22 protein-coding genes and 1 pseudogene are annotated in these 25565 nt (G+C 70.3%); 11 read left to right on the top strand and 12 right to left on the bottom strand.

Annotation, left to right across the window (positions count from 1 at the left end; genetic code table 11):
* Positions 1-40: 40 nt before the first annotated feature.
* Positions 41-973 (top strand): phosphatase PAP2 family protein, encoded by a 933-nt coding sequence (locus tag ACIA8E_RS08820; RefSeq protein ID WP_399295932.1) that lies wholly within the window; start codon positions 41-43, stop codon positions 971-973.
* 92 nt (positions 974-1065) lie between these two features.
* Here ACIA8E_RS08820 and ACIA8E_RS08815 read toward each other — a convergent pair whose 3' ends face one another.
* Entirely contained in the window at positions 1066-4056 is a 2991-nt protein-coding gene (locus tag ACIA8E_RS08815) for a bifunctional [glutamine synthetase] adenylyltransferase/[glutamine synthetase]-adenylyl-L-tyrosine phosphorylase (RefSeq protein ID WP_399295930.1), read from the bottom strand.
* 137 nt (positions 4057-4193) lie between these two features.
* On the opposite strand from ACIA8E_RS08815, the gene ACIA8E_RS08810 reads away from it, so the two are divergent.
* Complete coding sequence (locus tag ACIA8E_RS08810) at positions 4194-4709, top strand: pyridoxamine 5'-phosphate oxidase family protein (protein ID WP_399295928.1); 516 nt, start codon at positions 4194-4196, stop codon at positions 4707-4709.
* A 100-nt stretch (positions 4710-4809) separates the two neighbouring features.
* On the opposite strand, the gene ACIA8E_RS08805 is transcribed toward ACIA8E_RS08810, so the two are convergent.
* The 3 genes from ACIA8E_RS08805 to ACIA8E_RS08795 form a co-directional block, all read right to left on the bottom strand.
* Positions 4810-5622, bottom strand: a complete 813-nt coding sequence (locus ACIA8E_RS08805) for a putative protein N(5)-glutamine methyltransferase (RefSeq protein WP_399295926.1) — start codon at positions 5620-5622, stop codon at positions 4810-4812.
* Between the two features lie 148 nt (positions 5623-5770).
* Positions 5771-6040: a hypothetical protein gene (locus tag ACIA8E_RS08800; RefSeq protein ID WP_399295924.1), complete on the bottom strand. Its 270-nt coding sequence runs from the start codon at positions 6038-6040 to the stop codon at positions 5771-5773.
* Positions 6041-6321: 281 nt separating this feature from the next.
* Entirely contained in the window at positions 6322-6918 is a 597-nt protein-coding gene (locus tag ACIA8E_RS08795) for a TetR/AcrR family transcriptional regulator (RefSeq protein WP_399295922.1), read from the bottom strand.
* 221 nt (positions 6919-7139) lie between these two features.
* Between ACIA8E_RS08795 and ACIA8E_RS08790 the strand changes: the two genes are divergently transcribed.
* Together ACIA8E_RS08790 and ACIA8E_RS08785 are read left to right on the top strand one after the other, a co-directional pair.
* Positions 7140-8753, top strand: coding sequence for an MFS transporter (locus ACIA8E_RS08790; RefSeq protein ID WP_399296053.1), 1614 nt, complete (start codon positions 7140-7142; stop codon positions 8751-8753).
* 292 nt (positions 8754-9045) lie between these two features.
* Positions 9046-9948 carry an NmrA family NAD(P)-binding protein gene (locus tag ACIA8E_RS08785; RefSeq protein ID WP_399295920.1) on the top strand — a complete coding sequence of 301 codons (903 nt, stop codon included), beginning with the start codon at positions 9046-9048 and terminating at the stop codon, positions 9946-9948.
* Positions 9949-10460: 512 nt separating this feature from the next.
* Here the strand turns inward: ACIA8E_RS08785 and ACIA8E_RS08780 are convergent.
* The 3 genes from ACIA8E_RS08780 to ACIA8E_RS08770 form a co-directional block, all read right to left on the bottom strand.
* Positions 10461-10607 (bottom strand): hypothetical protein, encoded by a 147-nt coding sequence (locus tag ACIA8E_RS08780; RefSeq protein WP_355993761.1) that lies wholly within the window; start codon positions 10605-10607, stop codon positions 10461-10463.
* Between the two features lie 163 nt (positions 10608-10770).
* Entirely contained in the window at positions 10771-11787 is a 1017-nt protein-coding gene (locus tag ACIA8E_RS08775; protein WP_399295917.1) for an alpha/beta fold hydrolase, read from the bottom strand.
* A gap of 49 nt (positions 11788-11836) precedes the next feature.
* Positions 11837-12082 (bottom strand): hypothetical protein, encoded by a 246-nt coding sequence (locus ACIA8E_RS08770; protein ID WP_399295915.1) that lies wholly within the window; start codon positions 12080-12082, stop codon positions 11837-11839.
* Between the two features lie 75 nt (positions 12083-12157).
* Here ACIA8E_RS08770 and ACIA8E_RS08765 point away from each other — a divergent pair.
* Positions 12158-12560, top strand: a pseudogene (locus ACIA8E_RS08765) (hypothetical protein); the annotation flags it as partial.
* 119 nt (positions 12561-12679) lie between these two features.
* Here the strand turns inward: ACIA8E_RS08765 and glnA are convergent.
* The gene (glnA, locus tag ACIA8E_RS08760) at positions 12680-14041 is read right to left on the bottom strand and encodes a type I glutamate--ammonia ligase (RefSeq protein ID WP_399295913.1); all 1362 of its coding nucleotides are present in this window, start codon (positions 14039-14041) and stop codon (positions 12680-12682) included.
* Between the two features lie 240 nt (positions 14042-14281).
* Here glnA and ACIA8E_RS08755 point away from each other — a divergent pair, with 240 nt between their 5' ends.
* From ACIA8E_RS08755 to ACIA8E_RS08730, 6 genes are all read left to right on the top strand, one after another.
* Entirely contained in the window at positions 14282-14959 is a 678-nt protein-coding gene (locus ACIA8E_RS08755; RefSeq protein ID WP_399295911.1) for a DUF3105 domain-containing protein, read from the top strand.
* Positions 14956-15735 (top strand): DUF305 domain-containing protein, encoded by a 780-nt coding sequence (locus ACIA8E_RS08750; RefSeq protein ID WP_399295909.1) that lies wholly within the window; start codon positions 14956-14958, stop codon positions 15733-15735. The genes ACIA8E_RS08755 and ACIA8E_RS08750 overlap by 4 nt, the downstream gene beginning before the upstream one ends.
* Positions 15736-15875: 140 nt before the next feature.
* Positions 15876-16301, top strand: coding sequence for a CBS domain-containing protein (locus tag ACIA8E_RS08745; protein WP_327124631.1), 426 nt, complete (start codon positions 15876-15878; stop codon positions 16299-16301).
* A 73-nt stretch (positions 16302-16374) separates the two neighbouring features.
* Positions 16375-16788, top strand: coding sequence for a hypothetical protein (locus tag ACIA8E_RS08740; protein ID WP_399295907.1), 414 nt, complete (start codon positions 16375-16377; stop codon positions 16786-16788).
* Between the two features lie 62 nt (positions 16789-16850).
* Positions 16851-18482, top strand: a complete 1632-nt coding sequence (locus tag ACIA8E_RS08735) for a multicopper oxidase family protein (protein WP_399295905.1) — start codon at positions 16851-16853, stop codon at positions 18480-18482.
* A gap of 78 nt (positions 18483-18560) precedes the next feature.
* The gene (locus tag ACIA8E_RS08730) at positions 18561-20315 is read left to right on the top strand and encodes an NAD+ synthase (protein ID WP_399295903.1); all 1755 of its coding nucleotides are present in this window, start codon (positions 18561-18563) and stop codon (positions 20313-20315) included.
* A 120-nt stretch (positions 20316-20435) separates the two neighbouring features.
* On the opposite strand, the gene ACIA8E_RS08725 is transcribed toward ACIA8E_RS08730, so the two are convergent.
* The 4 genes from ACIA8E_RS08725 to ACIA8E_RS08710 form a co-directional block, all read right to left on the bottom strand.
* Entirely contained in the window at positions 20436-21656 is a 1221-nt protein-coding gene (locus ACIA8E_RS08725) for an MFS transporter (protein ID WP_399295901.1), read from the bottom strand.
* 120 nt (positions 21657-21776) lie between these two features.
* Positions 21777-22694, bottom strand: a complete 918-nt coding sequence (locus ACIA8E_RS08720) for an endonuclease/exonuclease/phosphatase family protein (RefSeq protein WP_399296051.1) — start codon at positions 22692-22694, stop codon at positions 21777-21779.
* Positions 22695-22989: 295 nt separating this feature from the next.
* Positions 22990-23652: a TetR/AcrR family transcriptional regulator gene (locus tag ACIA8E_RS08715; RefSeq protein ID WP_399296049.1), complete on the bottom strand. Its 663-nt coding sequence runs from the start codon at positions 23650-23652 to the stop codon at positions 22990-22992.
* Positions 23653-23780: 128 nt separating this feature from the next.
* Positions 23781-25427, bottom strand: a complete 1647-nt coding sequence (locus ACIA8E_RS08710) for an MFS transporter (RefSeq protein WP_399295899.1) — start codon at positions 25425-25427, stop codon at positions 23781-23783.
* Positions 25428-25565 lie beyond the last annotated feature (138 nt).

Here is a 25565-nt window from a genome sequence, read left to right as displayed (position 1 = left end):
ATGATCGGGAAGAGGGACGCAACTGAAAGAATCGACGCCTATGGGTGAAGTGAGCGTGCAGTCACAGGACGGCCGACCGGCGGCCACCCCGTCACCCATCGCGGACGAGGCGGCTCCCGGGACCCAGTGGGACGACAGGCCGGCACGGCTGCGTTCGCTGCGGTCCCCCCGCCCGCCGCGGATCTATTTCGAGGTCCTGCTGATCGCGGTGAGTTACTGGGTCTACTCGCTGGTGCGCAACGCCGTCCCCGAGCAGAAGGCCGCGGCACTCAGCAACGCCGACTGGCTCTGGTCGCTGGAGAAGTTCCTGGGCATCGCCGTCGAGCAGTCGGTCAACCACGCGGTGAACTCCGTGACATGGCTGATCGTCTCGATGAACTACTACTACGCGACACTGCACTTCGTGGTCACCATCGGTGTGCTGCTGTGGCTGTTCCGTCGCCATCCCGGACGTTATGCGGCAGCGCGCCTGGTGCTGTTCGCGACCACGGGCGTCGCGCTGCTCGGGTACTACCTGTATCCGCTGGCGCCACCGCGCCTGATGAACGGCGGCCACTTCATCGACACCGTGCTGGTGCACCACACCTGGGGTTCGATGGCCTCGGGCAACTTCAAGAACATGTCGAACCAGTACGCCGCGATGCCGTCGATGCATATCGGCTGGTCGCTGTGGTGCGGCCTGACCATCTACGCACTGGCGTCGGCGCCCTGGGCACGCATCGCGGGTCTGCTGTACCCGGCGACCACACTGATCGTGATCGTGTCGACCGCCAACCACTTCTGGCTCGACGCGGTGGGCGGCATGACCTGCCTGGCGTTCGGCTACGCAGTGTCGTTCGCCTGGTACGGGTCGCTGCCGCACCACCTTCAGAAGCGGGTCACGGGCCCTGCCGGGGCCAGACTCTCGGCGCTCGGCCCGGGCGCGCCGATCAGGGTCGGGCAGTCGGCCGCGGAGGCACCGGTGCGCCGGTAACGGCTTCCTCCTCGGCCGCCGGACCGGCCGTCATGGCCGCCCGCCCCTGGAATGCCGCTGGAATTGCCGGCTGCGGTGGTTCGGCGACGCCCTCACGCCCCGTAGAACCGCTCCTCCACCACCGCCCGCGCCCGCCGGGTGATCCGCCGGTAGTCGTCGAGCATGTCGCCGACATGTCCCGGTTCGTATCCGAGATAGCGCCCCACGGCCGTCAGCTCGCGCGGGCCGGACGGGAAGGTGTCCCCGGGGCGGCCGCGTACCAGCATCACCGCGTTGCGGACCCGGGTCGCCAGCACCCAGGCCTCGTCCAGGGTCTGCGCGTCCTCACCCGGGATCAGTCCGGCCGCACACGCGGCTGCCAGCGCCTCGCGGGTGCGGGTCGTGCGCAGGCCCGGTTCCACCCAGCCGTGCTGCATCTGCATCAGCTGAACCGTCCACTCGACGTCGCTCAGCCCGCCGCGCCCCAGTTTCGTGTGCAGCGTCGGGTCGGCTCCGCGCGGCATCCGTTCGGACTCCATCCGGGCCTTGAGGCGGCGGATCTCGCGGACCGCGTCCTCCCCCAGCCCTTCCATCGGGTAGCGCAGCGGGGCGATCAGCTCGATGAATTCGCTGCCGAGGTCCGCGTCGCCCGCCATCGGTTCGGCGCGCAGCAGGGCCTGGCTCTCCCAGACCAGCGACCACCGCCGGTAGTACGCCTCGTACGACTTCAGCGTCCGTACCAGCGGGCCGCTCTTGCCCTCCGGCCGCAGATCCGCGTCGATCATCAGCGGCGGATCGGCGGTGGGCAGCTGCAGCAGCCTGCGCATCTCGCCGACGACGGTGTTGGCGGCCCGGGCGGCCTCCTGTTCGTCGACGCCCTCGCGCGGCGCGTGCACGAACAGGACGTCGGCGTCGGAGCCGTAACCGAGCTCGTGGCCGCCGAACCGGCCCATGCCGATGACCGCGAACCGGGTCGGGAGGGTGTCGCCCCACTGCTCGCGTACGGCGGCACGCAGCGCGCCCGCGAGCGTGACGGCGTTCAGGTCGGTGACCGCGTTGCCGACCCGGTCGACGAGTGCGCCGGGGTCGGGTTCGGCGGGGTTCTCCTCCGTGCCGTACGAGCCGATGAGGTCCGCGGCGGTCGTACGGAACAGTTCGCGTCGCCGCACCCCGCGGACCACCGCGACCGCGGACTCGGCGCCGTCCGCCCGCCCCACCGCGGCGAGCACCTCCTGCTCCAGATGGGCGTGGCTGCGCGGCTTCAGCCCCTGCGGGTCGCCGAGGATCGCCACCGCCTCAGGGGCCCGCAGCAGCAGGTCGGGGGCGAGCCGGCCGGCCGACAGGACGCGGGCGAGGTTCTCCGCGGCCGCGCCCTCGTCGCGCAGCAGCCGCAGGTACCAGGGGGTCTTGCCGAGTGCGTCGGACACCTTGCGGAAGCCGAGGAGCCCGGCGTCCGGGTCGGCGGAGTCCGCGAACCAGCCGAGCAGCACCGGCAGCAGGGTGCGCTGGATGGCGGCCTTGCGGGAAACCCCGGACGACAGCGCCTCCAGGTGCCGGAGCGCGGCGGCCGGATCGGCGTACCCGAGCGCTTCGAGCCGGTGCCCGGCGGCCTTCGCGCTGAGCCGGGTCTCGCCGGGCGCGAGCTGGGCGACGGCGTCCAGCAGCGGCCGGTAGAACAGCTTCTCGTGCAGCCGTCGCACCACGGACGCGTGCCGCTTCCACTCCTGGTTGAGTTCGGTGAGGGGGTCCGTACGCATCCCGAGGGAGCGCCCGAGCCTGCGCAGATCCGCCTCGTCCTCGGGGACGAGGTGGGTGCGGCGCAACCGGTACAGCTGGATGCGGTGCTCCATGGCGCGCAGGAAGCGGTACGCGTCGTCGAGCTGCGCGGCGTCCACCCGCCCGACGTAACCGCCCTCGGCGAGTGCCCGCAGGGCCTCCAGGGTCGAGCCGCTGTGCAGGGAGGCGTCGCTGCGGCCGTGCACGAGCTGGAGCAGCTGTACGGCGAACTCGACATCCCGCAGTCCACCGGGTCCCAGCTTGATCTCCCGGTCGACACGGTCCGCGGGGATGTTGTCGACGACGCGGCGGCGCATCTTCTGTACGTCACCGACGAAGTTCTCCCGGTCCGCGGCCTGCCACACCAGCGGCGAGACGGCGTCGACGTACTCCGCGCCCAGCTCGGGGTCGCCGGCCACCGGCCGGGCCTTGAGCAGCGCCTGGAACTCCCACGTCTTGGCCCAGCGCTGGTAGTACGCGAGATGCGAGGACAGTGTCCGTACGAGCGGCCCGTTGCGGCCCTCCGGGCGCAGGTTGGCGTCGACCGGCCAGATGGTGCCCTCGACGGTCGTGTCCGAACAGATCCGCATCATGTGCGCCGCCAGTCGGGTGGCGCCCTGCACGGCCTTGCTCTCCTCGGCGCCGTCGAACGGTTCCGCCACGAAGATCACGTCGACGTCGGAGACGTAGTTCAGCTCGTGGCCGCCGCACTTGCCCATCGCGATGACCGCGAGGCGGCACACGGCGGCGTCCTCGGGGGCAGCCGTGCGGGCGATGGCGAGCGCCGCGCGCAGCGTCGCGGTCGCCAGGTCGGCGAGTTCGGCGGCCGTCTGGGCGACATCCGTCGTACCGCACACATCGCGGGCCGCTATGGCCAGCAGGCACCGCCGGTAGGCGACGCGCAGCGAGTCCGGATCGTCGGCCCGGGCGAGCTCGTGCTCGAACTCGGCCACCCCGGGGTGCAGATCGGTGGCCTCGTACGTGACGAGCGCGTGCCAGTCGCGGGGGTGGCGCGCCAGATGGTCGCCGAGTGCCTCGGACGCCCCGAGCACCCCGAGCAACCGGTCCCGCAGCGGCTTGGCGGTGATGAGGGTGTCCAGCAGGACCCGCCGCTCGTCGGCGTCCACGGCCTCCACCAGCCGGACGAGGCCCTTCAGCGCCAGATCGGGGTCGGCGGTCGCCCCGAGCGCGTCGAGCAGGACCGAGTCGGTACGTACGGTCGACAGAGCCGGCAGGTCCAGCAGCCGTTCGGCGGCGGACGGGTCGGTGAAACCGTGCCGCAGCAGTCTGGTGAACGTACTGCTCCTGCGCCCCGGCACCGTCGTCATTCCGTGCTCTCCTGCTCGCCGCCCGATCACTTTCCAGCTTTCCGAGCCTAGCCCCGCACCGATGAATTCGGAGCGGGTGCGCGGTCCACACTTCGCAGGCACGATCGCTTTCAGGACCCGCTCACGAGGAGGTCACCGTGTCCGGACACCAGCCCGTCGCCGAGCTGCACCCCGGCTACAGCGACAAGGGCGCGACGGCCCGACCGTGGTCGGAGGCGGTTGCCGTGCTGACGCGGGCGGAGGTGTTCTGGCTGTCCACGGTCCGGCCGGACGGCCGCCCGCATGTCACGCCGCTGATCGGGCTCTGGTCGGACGACGCGCTGCACTTCTGCACGGGCCCGGCCGAGCGCAAGACACGGAATCTGGCGACGAACCCGGAGGTCGTCGTGACGACCGGCACCAACACGCTGCACCAGGGCTTCGACGTGGTGGTCGAGGGCCGGGCGGACCGGGTCACGGACGAGGCGCGGCTGACCCGGCTGGCCGAACTCTGGGAGGCGAAGTACGGCGCGGACTGGCACTTCGAGGTCTGCGCGGGCGCGTTCGCCAACGCTGCGGGGGGCCGCGCGGAGGTGTTCGAGGTGGTTCCGCGCACGGCCTTCGGCTTCGGCAAGGGCGAACCGTACAGCCAGACCCGCTGGCGCTTCGGCTGAACGGTGTGCCGAACCCGTACCACCGCTGTCCCCCGCGGAGCCTGCCGACGCGGATCCGCACTGCGGCTGAGCGGGGGCTGCTCAGCCGCCCCGGGGCAGGCTACCTGCCCTCCCCGGTACCGGGCCTGGTGCCGATGACGACGGTCGCGTACAGCTCGTCGGAAGTGACCACCCGCGCCAACAGCCCGCTCCGGGCGACGGTCTCCTCGGCCCGTGCCGCCTGCCGTTCGCTCGTCTCGACCAGCAGATGTCCGCCCGGCGCCAGCCACTGAGGCGCTTCGGCGGTCACTCTGCGCAGCACGTCGAGCCCGTCGCCGCCACCGTCGAGCGCCACCCTCGGTTCATGGACCCGGGCCTCCGCGGGCAGGAGTTCGACGTCCTCGCTGGGGACGTACGGCACATTGGCGAGCAGAATCCCGACCCGGCCGCGCAGCGAGGCGGGCAGCGGTTCGAAGAGGTCGCCCTCGTACACCTCACCCGCACCGGCGACATTACGGCGCGCGCACCGCACCGCGGCAGGTTCGACATCGCTGGAATGCAGCTCGACCCGGTCCAGGGCGGCGGCGAGCGCGGCGCCCAGCGCACCCGAACCGCAGCACAGATCGACGACGACGGCGGGACCGTCCGCGGGGCGGGTGAGGCCGACGGCCTGGTCGACGAGGAATTCGGTACGGCGCCGGGGGACGAAGACACCGGGGTCCACCGCGATCCGCAGACCGCGGAACTCGGCCCAGCCGAGGACGTGTTCGAGGGGCAGTCCGGCTGCCCGCCGGTCCACCATGGCGGTGAGTTCGGCCGGGTCCGCGGCCGTGGAGAGGATCAACTCCGCCTCGTCCTCGGCGAATACACAGCCGGCGGCGCGAAGTCTGGTGACGATGACGGAGTAAGGGAGCGGTGTCGAGGAAAGCGACATGGAGCGGAGCCTTTCGGGAAGCCGATGGGTGCTCCGCGGTCCGCCTATACCGGTCCGACCACGCAATCGCGAGAGGTGAGCACCCAGCCTGATACAGCGGTAATGGGTCTCACCTCCTCGGTATGTCCCCGTGCTGGGGTCGGCAACACTACCGGAATCGAGTCCCGGCGCCTGCCACGGGCCGGACGCGCGGACGGCCGGTCACGAGCGGCGGCCGCCACCACCGTCGAGGAACCGGTTGTGGACCGCCGCCGAGGTGTTGTTCGCGCGGGTGTGCCGGAATCGCCTCGCGGGCCTGCCGCTCGATCTCCTGCCCGTCGAAGTTCTCGGTCCTGCGCCGCGCCTTCAGCTGCAGCTTGACGACGAGCGCGACGATCAGCGCCAGCGGCCCACCGAGCAGCACCACCAGACTTGCCATGCCCCCCGAGTCCCTCACACCCCCGCCCTGGCCGCATTGTCGCCCGCAGGCCACACCTCGTCCAGAGTCCCGGGCCGGTCCTGCGCGTCTGGTCCCGCGGCCGCGGGGAACACGTGCCGAGCGAGCCGCAGGAGTGCCTTCGGCTCCAAGGCTGTGACCTCGCCGCGACACTCCTCCCGCTCCTGCTTCTTGTCAGGAAGTGATCCGGTCCGTCTCCGGCCTGCGGGCCCCGTCGGCGTGCAGCCGGGCCCGGGCGGCCGATGCCGTCGGCCGGCCCCTGGTCACTCCGTGCGCCGGCGCGGTTCGGACTGCCCGGTGCCGCTCTCGGTGAGAGCCGTGCGCGCGGCCTGCAGCAGTTCTTCGGAGATCGGGTTGCCCCGGGTGGCGCGGGCGAGGGCGAGAGCACCGACCATGGTGCAGAGCTGGGCCATGCCGTCGTCGTCGCCGGTGGCCAGCCGAGCCGCGCGGTTGCGTACCCCGTTGATGTAGACGTGGCGGGCGCGGGCGGCCTGGTCGGGCTCGCGCCCCAGGTCGGCGGCGAATCCGGAGACGGGGCAGCCGTCCCCGGCGTGATCGCGGTGCCAGACGGAGAGGTAGTCCTCGATCAGCGTCCGGCGGGCGGCCTCATGCTCCCCGGCGTGCTCCTCGAGCGTGACCGCCGAGTGTGCCGCCTGCTCGTCGAAGGCGTGGGCGATGGCCTCGTCGACCAGGTCCTCCTTGGAGGCGAACTGCTTGTGGAACCCGCCGTGGGTGAGTCCGGCGGCCTTCATCAGGTCGGCGACGCTGACCGTGGTGCCTTTCTCACGGAACATCCGGGAGGCGGTGGCTACGACGCGCTGCCGGTTCTCCTGTGCTTGCGCCTGGGACACGCGGCCCATGGAATCACTCTCCTCAGATAGATGTCACTTGAAATCTATCGTAGCCCCCGTTTAGATTGTTAACGACATCTAATTGTGCCGATGAGATCACCCGGCAGGTCGAGCGCGGCCTGCGCTGCCTTCCGCCGTCTCAGGCCGGTGGCCTCCGCCCGGCAATGACAGAACCACCGACAGCACTGGAGACCCCTGTGGCATCACCGCCCACCCCCTCCGAGCCCTCGATGCCCGCGGCGTCCACACCACCCGCGCCGCCTGCCCAGCGACGAGGCGTTTCCGAGGCGGTCCACCGCCGACGCTGGGCCATCCTGACCGTGCTCGCGTTCAGCCTCCTGGTGGTGATGCTGGACAACTCGATCCTCAACGTGGCGATGAAGACCATCGCCCAGCCCGCTCCCACCGGACTCGGCTCCACCCAGAGCCAGCTGGAGTGGGCGGTCAACTCCTACACGCTGGTCTTCGCCGGACTGCTCTTCACCGCGGGCCTGCTCGGTGACCGGCTCGGCCGCAAGAAGGTGCTGCTCTTCGGCATGCTGGTGTTCGGCGTGGGATCCGCGCTGTCCGCGCTGTCGGACTCCTCCGGGCAGCTCATCACCTTCCGCGCCGTGATGGGCTTCGGCGGCGCCTTCATCCTGCCCGCCACCCTCGCGATCATCATGAACGTCTTCGAGCGCGAGGAGCAGCCCAGGGCCATCGGCATCTGGACCGGTGTGGTCGGTTTCGCCATCGCCGCCGGCCCCATCGCCGGCGGCGTTCTGCTGGAGCACTTCTGGTGGGGTTCGGTCTTCCTGGTCAATGTGCCGATCGTGGTCGCCGCGATGGTCGCGATGGTGGTGATCGTCCCCGACTCCAAGGACCCCAGGCCCGGCAGGCTCGACCCGGTCGGCGTGCTGCTGTCGATCGTCGGTCTGGCGCTGCTGGTCTACGGCATCATCAGGGGCGGCCAGCTGGGCGACTTCACCCGGCCCGAGGCCTGGGCGACGATCCTCGGCGGCCTGGCTGTCCTCGCCGGCTTCGTGGTGTACGAGGCCCGCAGCGACCATCCGGCCCTCGACGTCACCTACTTCCGCAACCGGCGGTTCTCCGCATCCGTCGCCGCCATCGGCCTGGTCTTCTTCGCCCTCATGGGCGTCACGTTCTTCAGCGTCTTCTACAACCAGAGCGTTCGGGGCTACAGCGTCCTGCAGTCCGGTCTGCTGGTGCTGCCGCTGGCCGCCTCCCAGATGTTCTTCGCCCCGCGGGCCCGGCTGGTCGTCAACCGCTTCGGTGCCCGAGCCGTGTGCGCCACCGGCCTCGTCCTGACCGCCGTAGCCTTCGCCGGCTTCCTGCTGCTCGGCCAGGACACCCCCATCTGGGTGCTGGAGGTGCTGTTCTTCCTGATGGGCACAGGGATGGCCCATGTCATGCCCCCCGCCACCGTCATGATCATGTCGTCGCTGCCGCGGGAGGAGGCCGGCTCCGGATCCGCGGTCAACAACACCTTCCGGCAGGTCGGCGGGGCCATGGGGGTCGCCGTGCTGGGGTCGCTGCTGTCCACCACCTACCGCAACGGCATCGACGGCCACCTTGGCGTACTGCCCGCCTCCGGCCGGCACGCCGCGGGTGAATCCGTCCAGGCGACCCTGGCCGTCGCCGAGAAGCTGGGACCGGCCGGCAGGGCGCTGGTGCGGCCCGCGAACGACGCCTTCATCCATGCCATGCACATCACCGCGATAGGTTCGGCGGCCGTCGCCCTGGTCGGCGCGGTCGTCGTGCTGGTCTTCCTGCCGGGCAAGGACGCCACCGTGGCAGCCGGCGGTGACAAGACCCAGCGCCGGACCGTCCGAGCCCGACGGTGATCACGAACCCTCCCCCACGCGCCCGAGCTGTGGCAGCGCTACCGCGACACCGACATCCTGGTCCGCCGGACTCAGGTCCTCAAGGTGCTGCAGCGCGGCATCGACACCGGGGAGATCCGCGGCGCCGTCGATCTGGGGCTGCTCGGCGATCCGATCGTGGGGCCATCGACAGCACTGGAGACCCCGTGAAATCGCTACCCGGATCAGCCGTGACATCGCCGCGGCCAACACCTGCTGACGTTCTGATCACACCTCAACTCAGATATTCCATTACTCCGAAGGAGATCGACTGATGGTTGCCGACAATCTTGTTCTCATCCCCGGTGCCGGCGGCGTGGGCCGTACGGTCTTCGAGCAATTGCGTGCTCAGGATGTGCCGGTGCGTTTCATGGTCCGTCGCGAGGACGAGCGTGCGGCTGAGCTGCGGGCGCTCGGGGCGGAGGTCGTCATCGGCGACCTGACCCGGCCCGAGACGGTGGCGGCCGCGCTGCAGGGTGTGGCGCGGATGTACTTCGGGATGCGCGTGTCGCCGGACCACCTGCTGGCGGCGACCGTGGTGGCCTCCGTCGCGAGGGAGTACGGGAAGCTGGAGGCTCTGGTCGACCTGTCGCAGATGACGGTGTCGCAGATGACCGCCACCAGCACCGAGGAGTCGCACCAGCAGCGGCTGCACTGGCTGGCGGAGCAGGTGTTCGACTGGTCCGGCCTGCCCGTGGTGCACATCCGGCCGACGGCGTTCCTGGACACTCCGCTGTTCACCGCGATGGCGGCTCGGTCGATCCGGGAGAACGGCACGATCGCGCTGCCGTTCGGCACCGGACGCACCTCGCCGGTCGCCGTGGACGACGTAGCCCGGGTCATCGCCACCGTGCTCCGCGACCCGGCTCCGCACATCGGACAGGTCTACGAGCTGACCGGGCCGCGCTCGGTCGACATGAAGGAGCTGGCCGCGGAGTTCTCGCGGGCGCTGCGTCGTCCGGTGTCCTATGTGGACGTGCCGCTGGACCGGTGGGAGGCCCAGCTCCCGAAGCTGGGGATGCCGCCGCACCTCGGACAGCACGTAGCCACCATGGCCCAGCTGCACCGGGACAACCGTTACGACCGCACGGCCGACGGCGTCGAGCGCGTGACGGGCATCCCCGCCCGGTCGATCGAGGCGTTCGTGGCCGCCCGCAGGGACTTCTACCTGGGCTGAGCCGCCTCGGCCAAGGCCGGCTGTCGCGGGGCCGGCCGGTCCCTCTTGGCCGTGTCCGCCCGCAACCGATCGGGAACCGTCACCAAGCTTCGGCCCCGGGCGCAACGTCGGTCCGGTCGAACTCCTGAACCGGCGCTCGCGCCTCGGGCCGGGCCGCCCAAGGGCGTTCAGCCGGCGCCACGAATGACCAATGACGAGCACTCGGCGGCGGCCGCATCCCGCCGAAACCTACGAAAACCCAGGGCAAGAAGACCTGCCGCGGGTGCGTGAGTCCGAGACGCCCAGCTCGCCGAAGAGGAACGCGGCCCGCCTGGACCCCGGCCGCCGCCGGCCTCGGGTACGGGCGGAATATCAGCGGATAGGCGGGTACGTGTACGTTTTCGTGCGGAGCGGCGGCGGCACGTCGCAGCGCTCACTGCAGAGGTAGACCGTGACGCCGGGGCCGGTCGCCCCGGGGACCTCGTACGGCTTCGCATTCGCAGGGTCAATCGGCTGGTCGCAGCGGTCGCACATCATCGGCGAGCCTCCCGCCAGGCGCGGCCCAGCCGGGCAGCCGTGGAGCAGGGCGTACCGGCGCGGCAGCCTGCGCACGTCACGGTGTGGCCGAGGAGTTTGCGGTACGCGGCCTCGGCACGGCCGGATTTCGTCAGCGTGATCATCCGAAGTGCTCCGCTCCGGGACGCGGACCGGCGGCGTCTTCGAGTGCGGCTTGTAACGCCGCTCGTCGTCCCGAATAAGGTCAAGGCGAGATCCAGACCATGGCGCGTGGACGCCGCGAGGCGCGCCGGGCGGCCCGGGGCGAGGCCTCGCCACCGCGTGGGGCTATGGGGCCGGGGTGATGCCCATGCGGCTCAGCCAGTCGGCCAGGTGCGCGTTCACCAGGTCGGGGCGTTCGAGCTGGAGCCAGTGGCCGGCCGGGACCCGCGCCTCCGTGAGGTCGGAGCAGTACGCGCGCATGGGCTCGGCGAGGCGCGTCGTCACGACGTCGGCCGTGGCGTCGTAGTCGGCGCCCAGGAAGAGGACGGGAAGGTCCAGCCGGCCGCCGTTGACCGCCTGCCGGGCGTACACGGCGTTGGCCTCGTGGTTGAGGTAGTAGGCGGTGGGTCCCGCGAAGCCGTTGCGCGCCAGCGACTCGGTGAGGACCTCGGCGTCTTCCTCGGTGAGGACGGCCGTGTCCAGCGGGAGGTCGGGGGCGCGGTCGGCCCCGCCGAACCAGCCGCCGTCCCGCCGTAGCGTGGCAAGCGGGGAGACCCGCGTGCCCGGCGCGATCGGGTCGCCGCGCCGGTACAGCGCCCTGACGCTGCTGCCCGGGTCGGCGTCCAGCACCGCCGTGGCCCGCTCGGGATGCTCCTCGTAGTAGGCCATGTAGTCGAACTGCGCCATGGGATAGGTGACTTCGGGGTACAGGTCGCGGTTGACCAGCGGCAGCATGGCCGCCAGGCCCAGTTCCAGGCTGCGGTAGGGAACGGCCAGGCCGGCCACCGCCGCTGTGCGGTCGGGGTGATGGCCGGCGAGGTTCCAGACGGTTGGGCTTCCCCAGTCGTGGCCGATCCAGACCGCCCGCTCGCGCCCGAGGTGGTCGAGCAGTTCGAGCATGTCGTGGACGACGTTCTCCTGGCGGTAAGCGTCCGGGGAGCCGTACACGGTGGAGTGGCCGTAGCCCCGGAGGTCGGGTGCCACGACCCGGTAGCCCAGGGCGGCGAAGTGCGTCAGCTGCTTCCGCCACGTGGCGGCGAGGGCGGGCCAGCCGTGCGCGAACAGCAGCAGCGGCCCCCCGGCCGGGCCGGCCGCGAGGTAGGACGTGGTGTGCGACGGAGTGGTGAGGGTGTGTGCGGTCATGGCGGGACGGGACATTTCGATGTGCCTCCGGCGGTGAGGGCGCGCGAGGTCAGCGCGCAGCGGACCGGTCGGGTGCGGTGGACCGGTCGGATGCGGCCGGTCCGTGCGGTTCGCCGCCGGCCGCCGGTGTGTCGGCGGGACGTCGAGAGGGTGTCATGCCGAAGGCGGCCAGCGCGCCGAGGATCGCCGAGCCCGAGATGATCCACCCCCCGGACGCGTAGACGGCGCGGACGTCGGCAGCCGTGGCTGTTCCGAGGACGGCGACCCCGAGAGCGGTGCCGATCTGCCGACTCATGTCGACCACCGCGGACCCGGTCGCGGCCTGGTGCGGCGGCAGGTCGGCCGTGGCCGCGGCGAGGATGGTGAGCAGGGCGAGCCGTGGCCCGGGATTCCGGCACGCGGGCGAGCGGCCTCCAAGCGGGCTGAGGCGTGCTGGCTGCCGATCGCGCCGGGGCTGACACCGCACGGGCTGCGCCACACTCACAAGACCCTCATGCAAGAAGGTGTGAGCCGGCAGCGAGCAGTTCCGGGATGGTTCGGCCATCCGTGCGGCTGCCGCCCGCGAGCACGGGATGCATACGCTGCGGCACTTCTACGCCTCGGTACTGCTGGACGCAGGGGAGAACATCAAGGCCCTCTCCACCTACCTCGGGAACTCTGACCCCGGCTTCACGCTCCGGACGTACACGCACCTGATGCCGAGTAGCGAGGGGCGCACCCGGACGGCCGTGGACGGCATGTACGGCCCCGCTGCTTCCGCGCCTGACGGCCCGCATACGGCCCGCATACGGCCCGCATACGGCCCAGGGTGCCTGAACGGACTCCGGGCCAGAGGCAGAACCGCCTCCGGCCCGGATCGTCACTGTGTCGCCGCGATGCGGCTGACCTGCGGTTACAGCACCGGCAGCAGTGCCTTCAGCTCGAAGGCCGTGACCTCGCTGCGGTACTCCTCCCACTCCTGCTTCTTGTTGCGCAGGAAGAAGTCGAAGACGTGCTCACCGAGCGTCTCGGCGACCAGTTCGCTCTTCTCCATCAGCGAGATCGCCTCGCCCAGGTTCTGCGGCAGCGGCTCGATGCCCATCGCGCGGCGTTCGGCGTCGGACAGCGCCCAGACGTCGTCGTCGGCGCCGGCCGGGAGTTCGTACCCCTCCTCGATGCCCTTGAGACCGGCGGCGAGCAGCACCGCGTAGGTCAGGTAGGGGTTGGCGCCGGAGTCGATGGACCGGACCTCGACGCGGGCCGAACCGGTCTTGCCGGGCTTGTACATCGGGACGCGGATCAGGGCGGAGCGGTTGTTGTGGCCCCAGCAGATGTACGAGGGGGCCTCGCCGCCGGCGCCCGCGGCGCGGGCCGAGCCGCCCCAGATGCGCTTGTACGAGTTGACCCACTGGTTCGTCACGGCGGAGATCTCCGCGGCGTGCTTGAGCAGGCCCGCGATGAAGGAGCGTCCGACCTTGGACAGCTGGTACTCCGCGCCCGACTCGTAGAACGCGTTGCGGTCGCCCTCGAAGAGGGAGAGGTGGGTGTGCATACCGGAGCCGGGGAACTCCGAGAACGGCTTCGGCATGAAGGTCGCCTGCACGCCCTGCTCCAGCGCGACCTGCTTCATGACCAGACGGAAAGTCATGATGTTGTCGGCGGTGGAGAGCGCGTCCGCGTACCGCAGGTCGATCTCCTGCTGGCCGGGAGCGCCCTCGTGGTGGCTGAACTCGACCGAGATGCCCATGGATTCGAGCATGGTGATCGCCTGGCGGCGGAAGTCCATGCCGACGTTCTGCGGGGTGTGGTCGAAGTAGCCGGAGCTGTCGGCTGGGGTGGGCCGGCTGCCGTCGACCGGCTTGTTCTTGAGCAGGAAGAACTCGATCTCCGGGTGGGTGTAGAAGGTGAAGCCCAGGTCGGAGGTCCTGGCGAGGATGCGCTTGAGGACATAGCGCGGGTCGGCGAAGGACGGCGAGCCGTCCGGCATCAGGATGTCGCAGAACATCCGCGCGGTGCCGGGGGCCTCCGCGCGCCAGGGCAGGATCTGGAAGGTGCCGGGGTCCGGCTTGGCGATCATGTCGGACTCGTAGACCCGGGCAAAGCCCTCGATGGCCGATCCGTCGAAGCCGATGCCCTCGTCGAACGCCTGCTCCAGCTCGGCGGGCGCCACGGCGACGGACTTGAGGTAGCCGAGCACATCGGTGAACCACAGGCGCACGAAGCGGATGTCGCGCTCCTCGAGTGTCCTGAGGACGAATTCCTGCTGCTTGTCCATAGCCACATCCTTGCAGTTCAGACGGTCTGTGCACCACCGCCCGGGGTAGGGGACAGACTCCAGTATCACGACCCGGGATTTCACCCAGATTACGCACTCGACGTGACATGGAGCACGCGGCCACCCACTACGATCTGCGCCCATGGAGCCCAAGGGGTGGAGCGGCTTCGCAACTGCCCCGTGAGTACCGGTTTCCTGACCTGTTCCTGCCCCCTCCCCTTCGCAGAAGGACCTGACGACATGAGCTTCGACCGCAGGACCCGCATAGAGCAGATGCGCAACGCCGACCGGGCGCGCGACCGCCGCAACCGTGTCCTGGCCATAGGGCTGAGCGTCGTCGTCGTCGCAGGTCTGGTCGGCTTCGGTACGTCCGTGCTGCTGGACAAGTCCGAGGCCGCGGAGAAGAAGCAGGCGGCCGCGGCGCAGGACGCGAAGGCGGCCGCGACGGACAAGGAGAAGCTGGCCTCCGAGCCGATCAAGGGGCTGAAGACGTGGGACGCGAAGAAGCTGACCCGTAACCACGTCACCACGACGGTGACGTACCCGATGAAGCCTCCGGTCGGGGGTGACCACAGCCCCGTCTGGATGAATTGCGACGGCGAGGTATACAAAAAGGCGATCCCCGACATGAACGCCGTGCACTCGCTGGAGCACGGTTCGGTGTGGGTCACGTACACGGACAAGACGTCGGCCGCAGACGTCACCGCGCTCGCGGAGCGGGTCGGGAAGACGCCGTACTCGCTGATGAGTCCGTATCAGGATCAGGCCGGCACGATCACACTGAGCGCCTGGGGCAACCAGGTCACCGTGGACAGTGCCGCCGACCGGCGGGTGGACCAGTTCTTCGCCAAGTTCGTGCAGGGGGCACAGACACCTGAACCGGGTGCCGCGTGCACGGGCGGACTGGGCGCCCAGTGACCGCTGGACAGGGTACCCGCCGCACCCAGTGGGCGGCGGGTACCGCCGTCGCGCTCGCGCTGCTCTTCGCGGGCGTGGCGACGGTCGCCGCGGCACGGGACGACACGGCGGACGGGAAGCAGCCGCAAGCCGCCTCCGCGGCGGTCCGGGCGCCTGCCACCGATTCGGCCGACGCCGGGTTCGCGCGCGACATGGCGGTCCACCATCAGCAGGCCGTGGAGATGTCCTTCATCGTGCGTGACCGTACGCAGGACGAGGAGGTACGCCGCTTCGCGTACGACATCGCCAACACGCAGGCCAACCAGCGGGGCATGCTGCTCGGCTGGCTGGATCTGTGGGGGCTGCCGAAGGTGGCGGTCGCCGGGCAGGAGCCGATGGCGTGGATGGCGGCCCACAGTGATCACGATGAGCACGGTGGGCGCAGTGGAGGCGACGGCCACGACATGGCCGGTATGGACGGCATGGCCGGCATGGGTGACATGACGGCCGGCTCGGGCAGCGGGTTCACGGCGCACGACGGGGCTCTGATGCCCGGCATGGCCACCCGGACCGAGCTCGACCGGCTGAGGAAGGCCGACGGCAAGCAGGCCGAGATCCTCTACCTCCAGCTGATGACCGACCACCACAAGGGCGGCGTCGCCATGGCGCGCGGTTGCGCCGAGCTCTGCACGGTGAAAGCGGAGAGACGGCTCGCCCAGGGCATGGTCGAAGCCCAGCAGTCCGAGCTGGACGCGATGGCGCAGATGCTGGCGGCGCGCGGGGCCGAGCCCAGGTAGTCACCGGTCCCCGGCGCCCGTGGTGGCGCCGGGGGAGGCACCCGGATGAGTGGCAGCGGTCGCGTAACCCGAACGGCCGCATGACGATGGTTTTCTCGGGGTCGTAACGGCATGCCCACCGGCACCAGGAGGAAATCCCCATGACCACCGCCAAGGACATCATGCACACCGGGGCCCAGTGGATCCCGGCGCACGAAACGCTCGACCGGGCCGCCCAGCTGATGCGCGAGCACCACGTCGGTGCCCTGCCCATCTCGGCCAGCGGCGAGCAGGACCGGATGATCGGCATACTCACGGACCGTGACATCGTGCTCGACTGCGTGGCAGTGGGCCACGATCCGTCGAAGGTGACGGCCGGCGATCTCGCTCAGGGCACACCCCGCTGGATAGACGCCGAGGCCGGCGTGGACCAGGTCCTGGAGGAAATGCAGAGCAATCGAATCCGCCGGCTTCCGGTGGTCGAGAACAAGAAGCTGATCGGCATGATCAGCGAGGCGGATCTGGCACAGCACCTCTCCGAGGACCAGATCGCGCTCTGGGTCGAGAAGGTCTACGCCCCCAGCTGACCGACCGGCGGCCCGGCGCCCGGTACGACGGGGCTGTCGGGCCGCCGTGCGAGGTATACCCGGCGGGGGTAGTGTGCTCGACATGGGCCCGAAGTGGAGTGCGACGTACGGACAGTTGTTGCTGTTCGCTGCGCTGCTGTTCGGGATTTTCGCGATGCATACCGTCGGTCATCCGACGGAACATCACGGCCAAAACGCCGTGGTGACGATGGACAGCGGAGTTCACGGGGCAGGCTCTGCGGCTGAACCGTCGCGCGGGCACGCCTCCGTCCTGACCGCGACGACGGGCGAGGGCATGCCCCCCATAGGGGTCTGTCTCGCGGTGCTGGGCACGTGGAGTGTCACTTTGCTGGCCGTCTGGCTGATGGCGCTGCGGCCCGCGGATCATCTCCTCCGGGCCGCCGGGGCGCCGCTGTTGCGCTTCCCGTGGTCCCTTTCCCCACCCGCAATGACTGCGCACGGCAGGTCGTCGGTGCTGCGGATATAAGGAGCGGCGCGCTCCGCATCCCTCCCCCAGCACCCCGACGACACCATGAGGTGTAGCCAGTCATGCGCACTCAGCACACTCGACGCGCCGTGCTCGGCGCCGGAATCGCCCTGGCCGGAACGGGAGTCCTGGCCGCCTGCTCCAGTGGCAAGGACGTGGACAAGCCCGTCGCGCACCCCGGCGGCATGAACCACGACGACATGACCCGGAAGCCGTCGTCGCCGGTGAAGAGCCACGGTGAGTACGTTTCGCCCAACGGCGAGGAGGTCGCGGCCGTCGAGGCCAAGCGGGGCTCCGGTCCCGTACGGAAGTTCCACCTCACCGCCACCCCGGCCCGCCTCGATCTGGGCGGCGGTCTCACCGTCCCCTCCTGGGCGTACGGGGACCGGCTGCCCGGCAAGGAGATCCGGATCACCGCGGGCGACACTCTGGCAGTCACTCTCGCCAACCACCTGCCGACGCCGACCACCCTGCACTGGCACGGACTCCATGTGCGCAACAACATGGACGGCGTTCCCGGCCTGACACAGCCGGGCGTCAAGGCGGGCGCGGAGTTCACCTACCGCTTCGCGGTGCGACAGACGGGGACGTACTGGTTCCATCCGCACGTGGGCGTGCAGCAGGACCGCGGCCTGTACGCCCCGCTGATCGTCGAGGACCCGAAGGAACCCCTGTCGTACGACAAGGAGTGGGTCGTCATGCTCGACGACTGGGTCGACGGGGTGGAGGGTTCCACACCGGACGCGGTCCTCAACGAGCTCTCCCACGGCATGGCCAGCATGGAGGGGATGGATCACGGGTCCTCCGGGTCCGACGACAAGTCCGGTTCCGGGCCCTCGCGGGCGCTGATGGGCGCGAGGAGCGAACTGCTCCGCGGCGCGGCGAGCGATGTCGCCTACCCGCACTACCTGATCAACGGCCGTATCCCGAAGGACCCGACCACATTCACCGCGAAGCCCGGTGACCGGATCCGGGTGCGCATCATCAACGCGGGCGGCGACACCCCCTTCCGCGTCGCGCTCGGCGGCCACCGGATGACCATCACGCACGCGGACGGCTTCCCGGTCCGGCACACCACGACGGACGCACTGCTGCTGGGCATGGGCGAGCGGTACGACGTGCTGGTCACCGCCGGGGACGGGGTGTTCCCGCTGACGGCGGTCGCCGAAGGGAGGAACATGTCGGCGCTGGCCCTGCTCCGTACCGGCGGTGGCGCGGCGCCGAAGGCCTCCGTGTGGCCGAAGGAGCTGGACGGGCAGCTGGTGTCGGCCCCCGAGCTGAAGGCGGCCACGTCCGTGGCACTGGCCGCACGGGAGCCCGACCGGACGATCCGGATCAAGCTGACCGGCAACATGAGGTCGTTCGACTGGGGCTTCGACCACAGGAAGTACGACCCCGACTGGCGCCATCCGGTCAAGGCGGGCGAGCGGGTCCGGCTGGAGTTCTACAACATCACGGAGATGTGGCATCCGATCCACCTGCACGGGCACACATTCGCGCTCGCGGGATCTGCGGGACCGCGTTCGGTGCTCGACAGGGCTCCCGGCGCGCGCAAGGACACGGCGGTCGTCCTGCCCAACAGCTCGGTGGCCGTGGAGTTCGACGCGGACAACCCGGGGCTGTGGATGCTCCACTGCCACAACGTCTACCACTCGAACGCGAACATGATGACGGTCCTCGGCTACCGCCGCTGACCCGGCCCTGGCGGGCCGCGGCCGTGGTGGAGCGGTCCGCCAGCACATCGCGTCAGAAAGACGATTAGACTGGGCCGCGTGCCTCAACTACGCCTCGCACTGAACCAGATCGACTCGACCGTCGGTGACCTCGCCGGCAACGCCGAGGCGATCGTCCACTGGACCCGGCACTCCGCCGAACAGGGCGCCCATCTGGTGGCATTCCCCGAGATGGTGCTGACCGGTTACCCCGTCGAGGACCTGGCCCTGCGGCCGTCGTTCGTCGAGGCGTCGCGGGACGCGCTGCGTGCGCTCGCCGCCCGTCTCGACGCGGAGGGCTTCGGGGAGCTGCCGGTCGTGGTCGGATATCTCGACCGTTCCGAGAAGGCCCAGCCGCGCTACGGCCAGCCCGCCGGGGCGCCGCAGAACGCCGCCGCGGTGCTGCACCGCGGGCAGGTCGCTCTGCGCTTCGCCAAGCACCACCTGCCCAACTACGGCGTCTTCGACGAGTTCCGGTACTTCGTGCCGGGCGACTCGATGCCCGTCGTGCGGGTCCACGGTGTCGATGTGGCGCTCGCGATCTGCGAGGACCTCTGGCAGGACGGCGGCCGCGTGCCGGCCGCCCGCGCCGCCGGGGCCGGGCTGCTGCTGTCGATCAACGCCTCGCCCTACGAGCGGGACAAGGACGACACCCGGCTGGCCCTGGTCCGCAAGCGGGCCCAGGAGGCCGGCTGCACCACCGCCTATCTGGCGATGATCGGCGGCCAGGACGAACTGGTCTTCGACGGCGACTCGATCGTCGTCGACAAGGACGGCGAGGTGATCGCCCGGGCCCCGCAGTTCGCCGAGGGCAGCGTCGTTCTCGACCTGGACCTGCCGGCCGCCGCGCCCGAGGCGCCGTCCGGGGTGGTCAACGACGGTCTGCGGATCGACCATGCGGTCCTCTCCGACAAGCCCGTCCCGGCGTACGAGGCGGAGCTGACCGGCGGCTATGCCGAGCGGCTCGACGACGACGAGGAGCTGTACTCGGCACTCGTCGTGGGGTTGCGCGCGTACGCCGCGAAGAACGGTTTCAGCAGTGTGCTGATCGGGCTCTCCGGCGGGATCGACTCGGCGCTCGTCGCCGCCATCGCGTGCGATGCGCTCGGTGCGCAGAACGTGTACGGGATCTCGATGCCGTCGAAGTACTCCTCGGACCACTCCAAGGGCGACGCGGCGGAACTGGCGCGGCGCACCGGGCTGAACTTCCGCACCGTGCCGATCGAGCCGATGTTCGACGCGTACATGGAGTCGCTGGGGCTCACCGGTCTGGCCGAGGAGAACCTGCAGTCGCGGCTGCGCGGCACGATGCTGATGGCCGTCTCCAACCAGGAGGGCCAGATCGTCCTGGCGCCGGGCAACAAGTCGGAGCTGGCGGTCGGCTACTCGACGCTGTACGGGGACTCCGTCGGCGCCTACGGGCCGATCAAGGACGTCTACAAGACGTCGATCTTCCGCCTGGCGAAGTGGCGCAACCGGGCCGCGGAGGAACGCGGCCGGACGCCGCCGATCCCGGAGGCCTCCATCACCAAGCCGCCCAGCGCCGAGCTGCGGCCGGACCAGGTCGACACGGACTCGTTGCCCGACTACGACGTGCTGGACCGGATCCTGGAGATGTACGTCGACCAGGACCTGGGGCTGGACACGATCGTGGCAGCCGGGTTCGACGAGGCGCTGGTGACGAAGACGCTGCGGCTGGTGGACACGGCGGAGTACAAGCGGCGGCAGTACCCGCCGGGTACGAAGATCTCTGCCAAGGGGTTCGGCAAGGACCGGCGGCTGCCGATCACGAATCGTTGGCGCGAGTCGGCGTGAACGGGGCGGGGCGGGCCGGTTTCGATGAGAGCCGGGCCGCCCCGGCGACCGTTTCGTCAAGCCCCCATGCCCCGGAGCACGGGGCCACTCGACGGGGTTGATCCGGGCCGAGCGCCGCCCTCAGGCCACGTCCGCGTGACTCCCTTCCCGCGCACCCCGCGTCGTACCTGCGCCCGCCACCACCCGGGACTTTCGCCGCCCGCCACGGTCCAGCACGCCCGCCGTGACCGCCACGGCCAGGCCCGCCACCGTCAGGACCGCGCCCACCAGCGCCGGGGACGTCCAGCCCCAGCCCGCCGCGATCGCCGCGCCGCCCAGCCAGGCGCCGCCGGCGTTGGCGAGGTTGAACGCCGAGTGGTTGGAGGCGGAGGCCAGCGTCGGGGCGTCCTTCGCCTTGTTCATGACGAGCATCTGCAGCGGCGTCGTGGTCATGAACCCGACCCCGCCGAGCAGGACGACCATCACCAGCGCCGCCCACTTCACCTGCACGGCGAACGGGAAGACCACCAGGACCACCGCAAGTGCGGTCAGGGAGCCGTACAGCGTGGGCCGCAGCGCGCGGTCCGTCAGGGGTCCGGCGGCGAGTGCGCCGAGTGTCATACCGATACCGAACAGCGCGAGCACCAGCGTCACCGAGGACTCGCCGAAGCCCATCGCCTCGGTCGTCATGGCCGACAGGTACGAATAGACGGCGAAGACCCCGGCGAAGCCGAGGACGGCGGTGAGCAGGCCGAGCAGCACCTGCCGGTTGCCTAGTGCACGCAGTTCGCGGCCGAGGCCCTGCTGCGCGTCGACCGGTATGTGCGGAACGAGCCGGGCGAGCGCGGCCATCGAGCAGAGCCCGATCACCCCGACGACCAAGAAGGTCGAGCGCCAGCCGAGGTGCTGGCCGAGGAGTGTGGCCGCCGGTACGCCGACGATGTTGGCGACGGTGAGGCCGAGGAACATCGTCGCGACGGCCCTCGCCTGCCGCCCCTCGCCGACCAGCCGCGCGGCGACGACCGCGCCGACGCCGAAGAACGCGCCGTGCGGCAGCCCGGCGAGGAACCGGCCGGCGACCAGCCAGCCGAAGCCGGGGGCGAACGCGGAGGCGAGGTTGCCGAAGGTGAACAGCGCCATCAGCAGCAGGAGCATCCGCTTGCGCGGGACCCGGGAGCCGACGGCGGTGAGCAGAGGGGCGCCGAGGACGACGCCGAGCGCGTACGCCGATACGAGATAGCCCGCGGTGGGCACGGATGTGCCCAGGTCGTCCGCGACATTGGGCAGCAGGCCCATCATCACGAACTCCGTGGTGCCGATGCCAAAGGCGCTTATGGCCAGCGCTAGAAGAGCCAGCGGCATGAGGAGAGACCTTTCCGCAGGGGATCCCGGCCCACCGGCTGTCTCGCCGGCAGGTCCTTGTCCCCGATTGGAACAAATACTCTCAGACGGTTTGTGCCACGAGGTGAACGGACCGTTTCGTCAGAGTGCGACGCGGGCGGCGATCGGCAGGTGGTCACTGTCCGTCGCCGGAAGCGTCCATGACGACATGGGCTCGACGCCCTTGACCATGATCTGGTCGATCCGGGCCATCGGGAACGACGCCGGCCAGCTGAACCCGAAGCCGTCGCCCGCCGCACCCTGGGTGGACCGCAGCTGGGAGGTGACCGCGTTCAGCGAGCGGTCGTTCATCGTGCCGTTGAGGTCGCCGAGCAGGATCACCCTGTCGAGCTGTTCGTCGGCGATGGCCTCACCGAGCGCGTCCGCGCTCTCGTCCCGCTGGCTGGCGGTGAATCCGGCGTTCAGCTTGACCCGTACGGACGGCATATGGGCCACATAGACCGCGACCTCGCCCTCGGGTGTCGTCACCGTGGAACGCATCGCCCGGGTCCAGCCCATCCTGATGTCGACGGGCCTGGTGCCGCTCATCGGGTACTTGCTCCACAGGCCGACCGTCCCCTCGACCGAGTGGTACGGATAGCGGGCGGCGAGCGCCGACTCGTACGCCGGGACCTGGCCGGGCGGCAGCTCCTGCAAGGCGATGACGTCCGCGCCGGAGCCCGCGACCTGCCGGGCGGTGCCCGCCGGGTCGGGGTTGTCCGCGTTGACGTTGTGGGTGGCGACGGTGAGGTCGCCACCGCTGCCCGACTTGTCGGTGAGCAGCCCGCCGAAGATGTTGAGCCAGACCACGACCGGCAGCAGCAGGGCGATCAGCGCGGTCGCGGAGCGGCGCACCAGCCCCAGGACCAGCAGCAGAGGAATGAACAGGCCGAACCACGGCAGGAACGTCTCGGAGAGGCTGCCCAGGTTGCCGATGGTGTTCGGGATCTCCGCGTGGAAGATCATCACGAGGGTCAGCAGGACCGCGCAGACGGCGAGGACGATGCCGCGCCGCCACATGCCCTTGCCGTCGGTCCATCTGTCGCGCAGGCCCTGGAACCGTGATCCGGTGCGCTGCGGTTCCGCGCTGCCGTTCTCGGTGTCCGCCCTGTACGCCTGCACCATCGCGCTGTCCTCACTGCCTTGCCGTGCACATCGCCGCGCCCCTGACCCTAGGGGATGAGCGATGTCTTTCCTGCCGTCGACGACGGCTGTACTGCCACAAGGACGAAGGACGTGGACCGGCGGGTTCCGGCCGGAAGGGCTCCGCGGGGCCTTGTGACAGAACGCGCACACTCGGTCGGATCCGGGCGAGTCAGCCGTGGCCTGCGCTTTTGCCGGATGCGGCGGGGGCTCGTGCGGGTTCGGGGACGGGGGCGGGCCGTGGCGCCAGGCCCTCGACCAGGGCCCCGATGATGCGGTCGGCGAGATCCTCCGGCAGTGGCGCATCGGGCCGGTGAATGGTCCGTACCAGCATGGGGCCGACGAACAGGTCGTCCATCAGCTCCACATCCAGGTCCGCCCGGAGCTCCCCCGCGTCGACCGCCCGTTGCACGGCGGCCCGCATCGCGACGCGGCGGGGTTCGATCACCGTGGAGTGGTACTCGGTCCACAGCTTGGGGTGGCTCTTCATCTGTACGAAGACGTTGTGGAGGAAGACCGAGGAGCGCTGGGCGAGTCCGCGCCTGCGCAGCGACTCCAGCATCAGCCGCAGATCGGTGAGCCCGGCGGTGCCGGAGACGGTCGGTTCCGGGGGTTCGATGTCGCGCAGTACGTCGACGAAGAGCTCTTCCTTGCCGCTCCAGCGCCGGTAGATGGTCGCCTTGCCGACCTTCGCGGTCCGGGCGATGCGCTCGATGGACAGGCCGGCCAGCGGTTCACCGGCCTCCAGAAGTTCGACGACGGCGTCCAGGATGGCCCGTTCGGCAGCCACGCTGCGCGGTCGGCCGCGCCGCGGTTCCAGCTCCTCGTCCTGCATCTGCACGTGGTTCCACCTCTCGCCGCACCCGTCCGCCTCCCCCACCCCGATTCTCGCCGACATGGGCGGTGTCCCGCTCGACGCCCCGGGCGCCCGGGAGTGTCCTGGGCTGCCCGGGGCGGCCGTTCTCAGCTGTCGGCGGCCGTGGTCTTCATCGGTCCGCCCGCGGGCACCGTGCGCTCGCCCTCGCGGCTGTCGCTCTCGCCCTCGCCGGCCGGCTGCTCGACGGGCGGCCTGCCCGGCAGGAACAGGCCGACCACCAGCGCGCCGATCAGCGCGACGGAGGCGGAGCCGACGGCGGTGACGTGCATGGCGCCGAGGAACGCGTCGTTCGCCGCGGCGACCAGCGGCCGGCCCGCCGGGCCGAGCTTCTCCGCGATGCCGAGCGTCGCCTCGATCGACTCCCCCGCCGCGTCCCTGGCCGGGGCCGGCAGCGCACCGAGGTGGCCTTCGATGTCACCGCGGTAGACGGTGGACAGCACCGAGCCCAGGACGGCGATCCCGAGCGCCCCGCCGACCTGCCGGAAGGTGTTGTTGATGGCCGAGCCGGAGCCGGCCTTCTCGCGCGGCAGCGCCTGCATCACGGCGACGGTGACGGGCGGCATGACGTGCGCCATGCCGGTGCCCTGGACGAAGAAGACCACGCACAGCACCCAGACGGGCGTATCGGCGTCGAACAGTGTGAAGGCCAGCAGTCCGGCCGCGACCAGCAGCATCCCGGCCGTACACACCGCACGGGCGCCGAACCGCTGGACGACCAGCCGGGCGCGCGGCGCGAAGATCATCTGCGCGGCGGCCAGTGGCACGATCAGCAGACCGGACTGCAGGGCGCTGTAGCCGCGCACGCTCTGCAGGTAGAAGGCGGAGAAGAAGGTCACCCCCATCAGCGCGAAGAAGACCAGCGCCACGGCGGCGACAGCGGCGGAGAACGCCCCGTTCCTGAAGTACGAGACATCGATGGCCGGGTGACTGCTGCGCTTCTCGTGCCAGACGAAGCCGGCCAGGACGACCAGGCCGCCGATGATCGACAGAAGCACGACGGGGTCGGCGAAGTCGGCGAGTTCGCCGCCGCGGATGATGCCGAACACCAGCAGGACCAGGCCGACGATGGAGAGTACGACGCCGAGGGGGTCGATCCGGCCCGGCTTCGGGTCCCTGGAGTCCGGCACCAGCACCACCATCGCGATCAGCGCGACGATCACCACGGGGACGTTGACCAGGAAGATCGAGCCCCACCAGAAGTGTTCGAGCAGCAGTCCGCCGGTGATCGGGCCGATGGCGATGGCCAGGCCGACGCTGCCGGCCCAGATGCCGATCGCCTTGGGCTGCTCGTCGCGCTCGAAGACGTTCATCAGGATGGCGAGGGTGGCGGGCATCACGAACGCGGCGCCGAAGCCCATCACGGCGCGCCAGGTGATGAGTTCGCCGGGCGAGCCGGACATCGCGGCGAGGGCCGAGCCGATACCGAACAGCAGGATGCCGAAGAGCAGGACCTTCTTGCGTCCGATGCGGTCACCGAGCAGACCGGCGGTGAAGAGCAGTCCGGCGAAGACGAGCGTGTAGGAGTTGATAGCCCACTCCAGCTCGCTCTGGGTGGCTCCGAGCCCGGTGGGCGCCGGGGATGCGATGGTCTTGACCGCGACGTTCAGGATCGAGTTGTCCAGCACCACGATGAGCAGGCTGAACATCAGAACGACGAGGATCGCCCAGCGGCGACGGTGGATCGCTTCGGGAACTTGGGACGCGGCCGCGGGAGGGCCGGACGGTATCGACATGACAGGGAGCCTAGCCCTGTTTCGATACGAGACCGTCTCGTATTGGAAAGTCTTTGCCGAGCAGGCCCACTTCCCGAGGACGGCCCGGGATGCCACCATGGAACCGGTCCGGGGACGCCGTCAGGGCGCCTCGAGATG

The organism is Streptomyces sp. NPDC051664, from assembly GCF_044453545.1.
Lineage (GTDB): Bacteria > Actinomycetota > Actinomycetes > Streptomycetales > Streptomycetaceae > Streptomyces.
The sequence above is the reverse complement of the archived record's forward strand: the minus strand, read 5'-3'. Positions and strand labels throughout refer to the sequence as shown.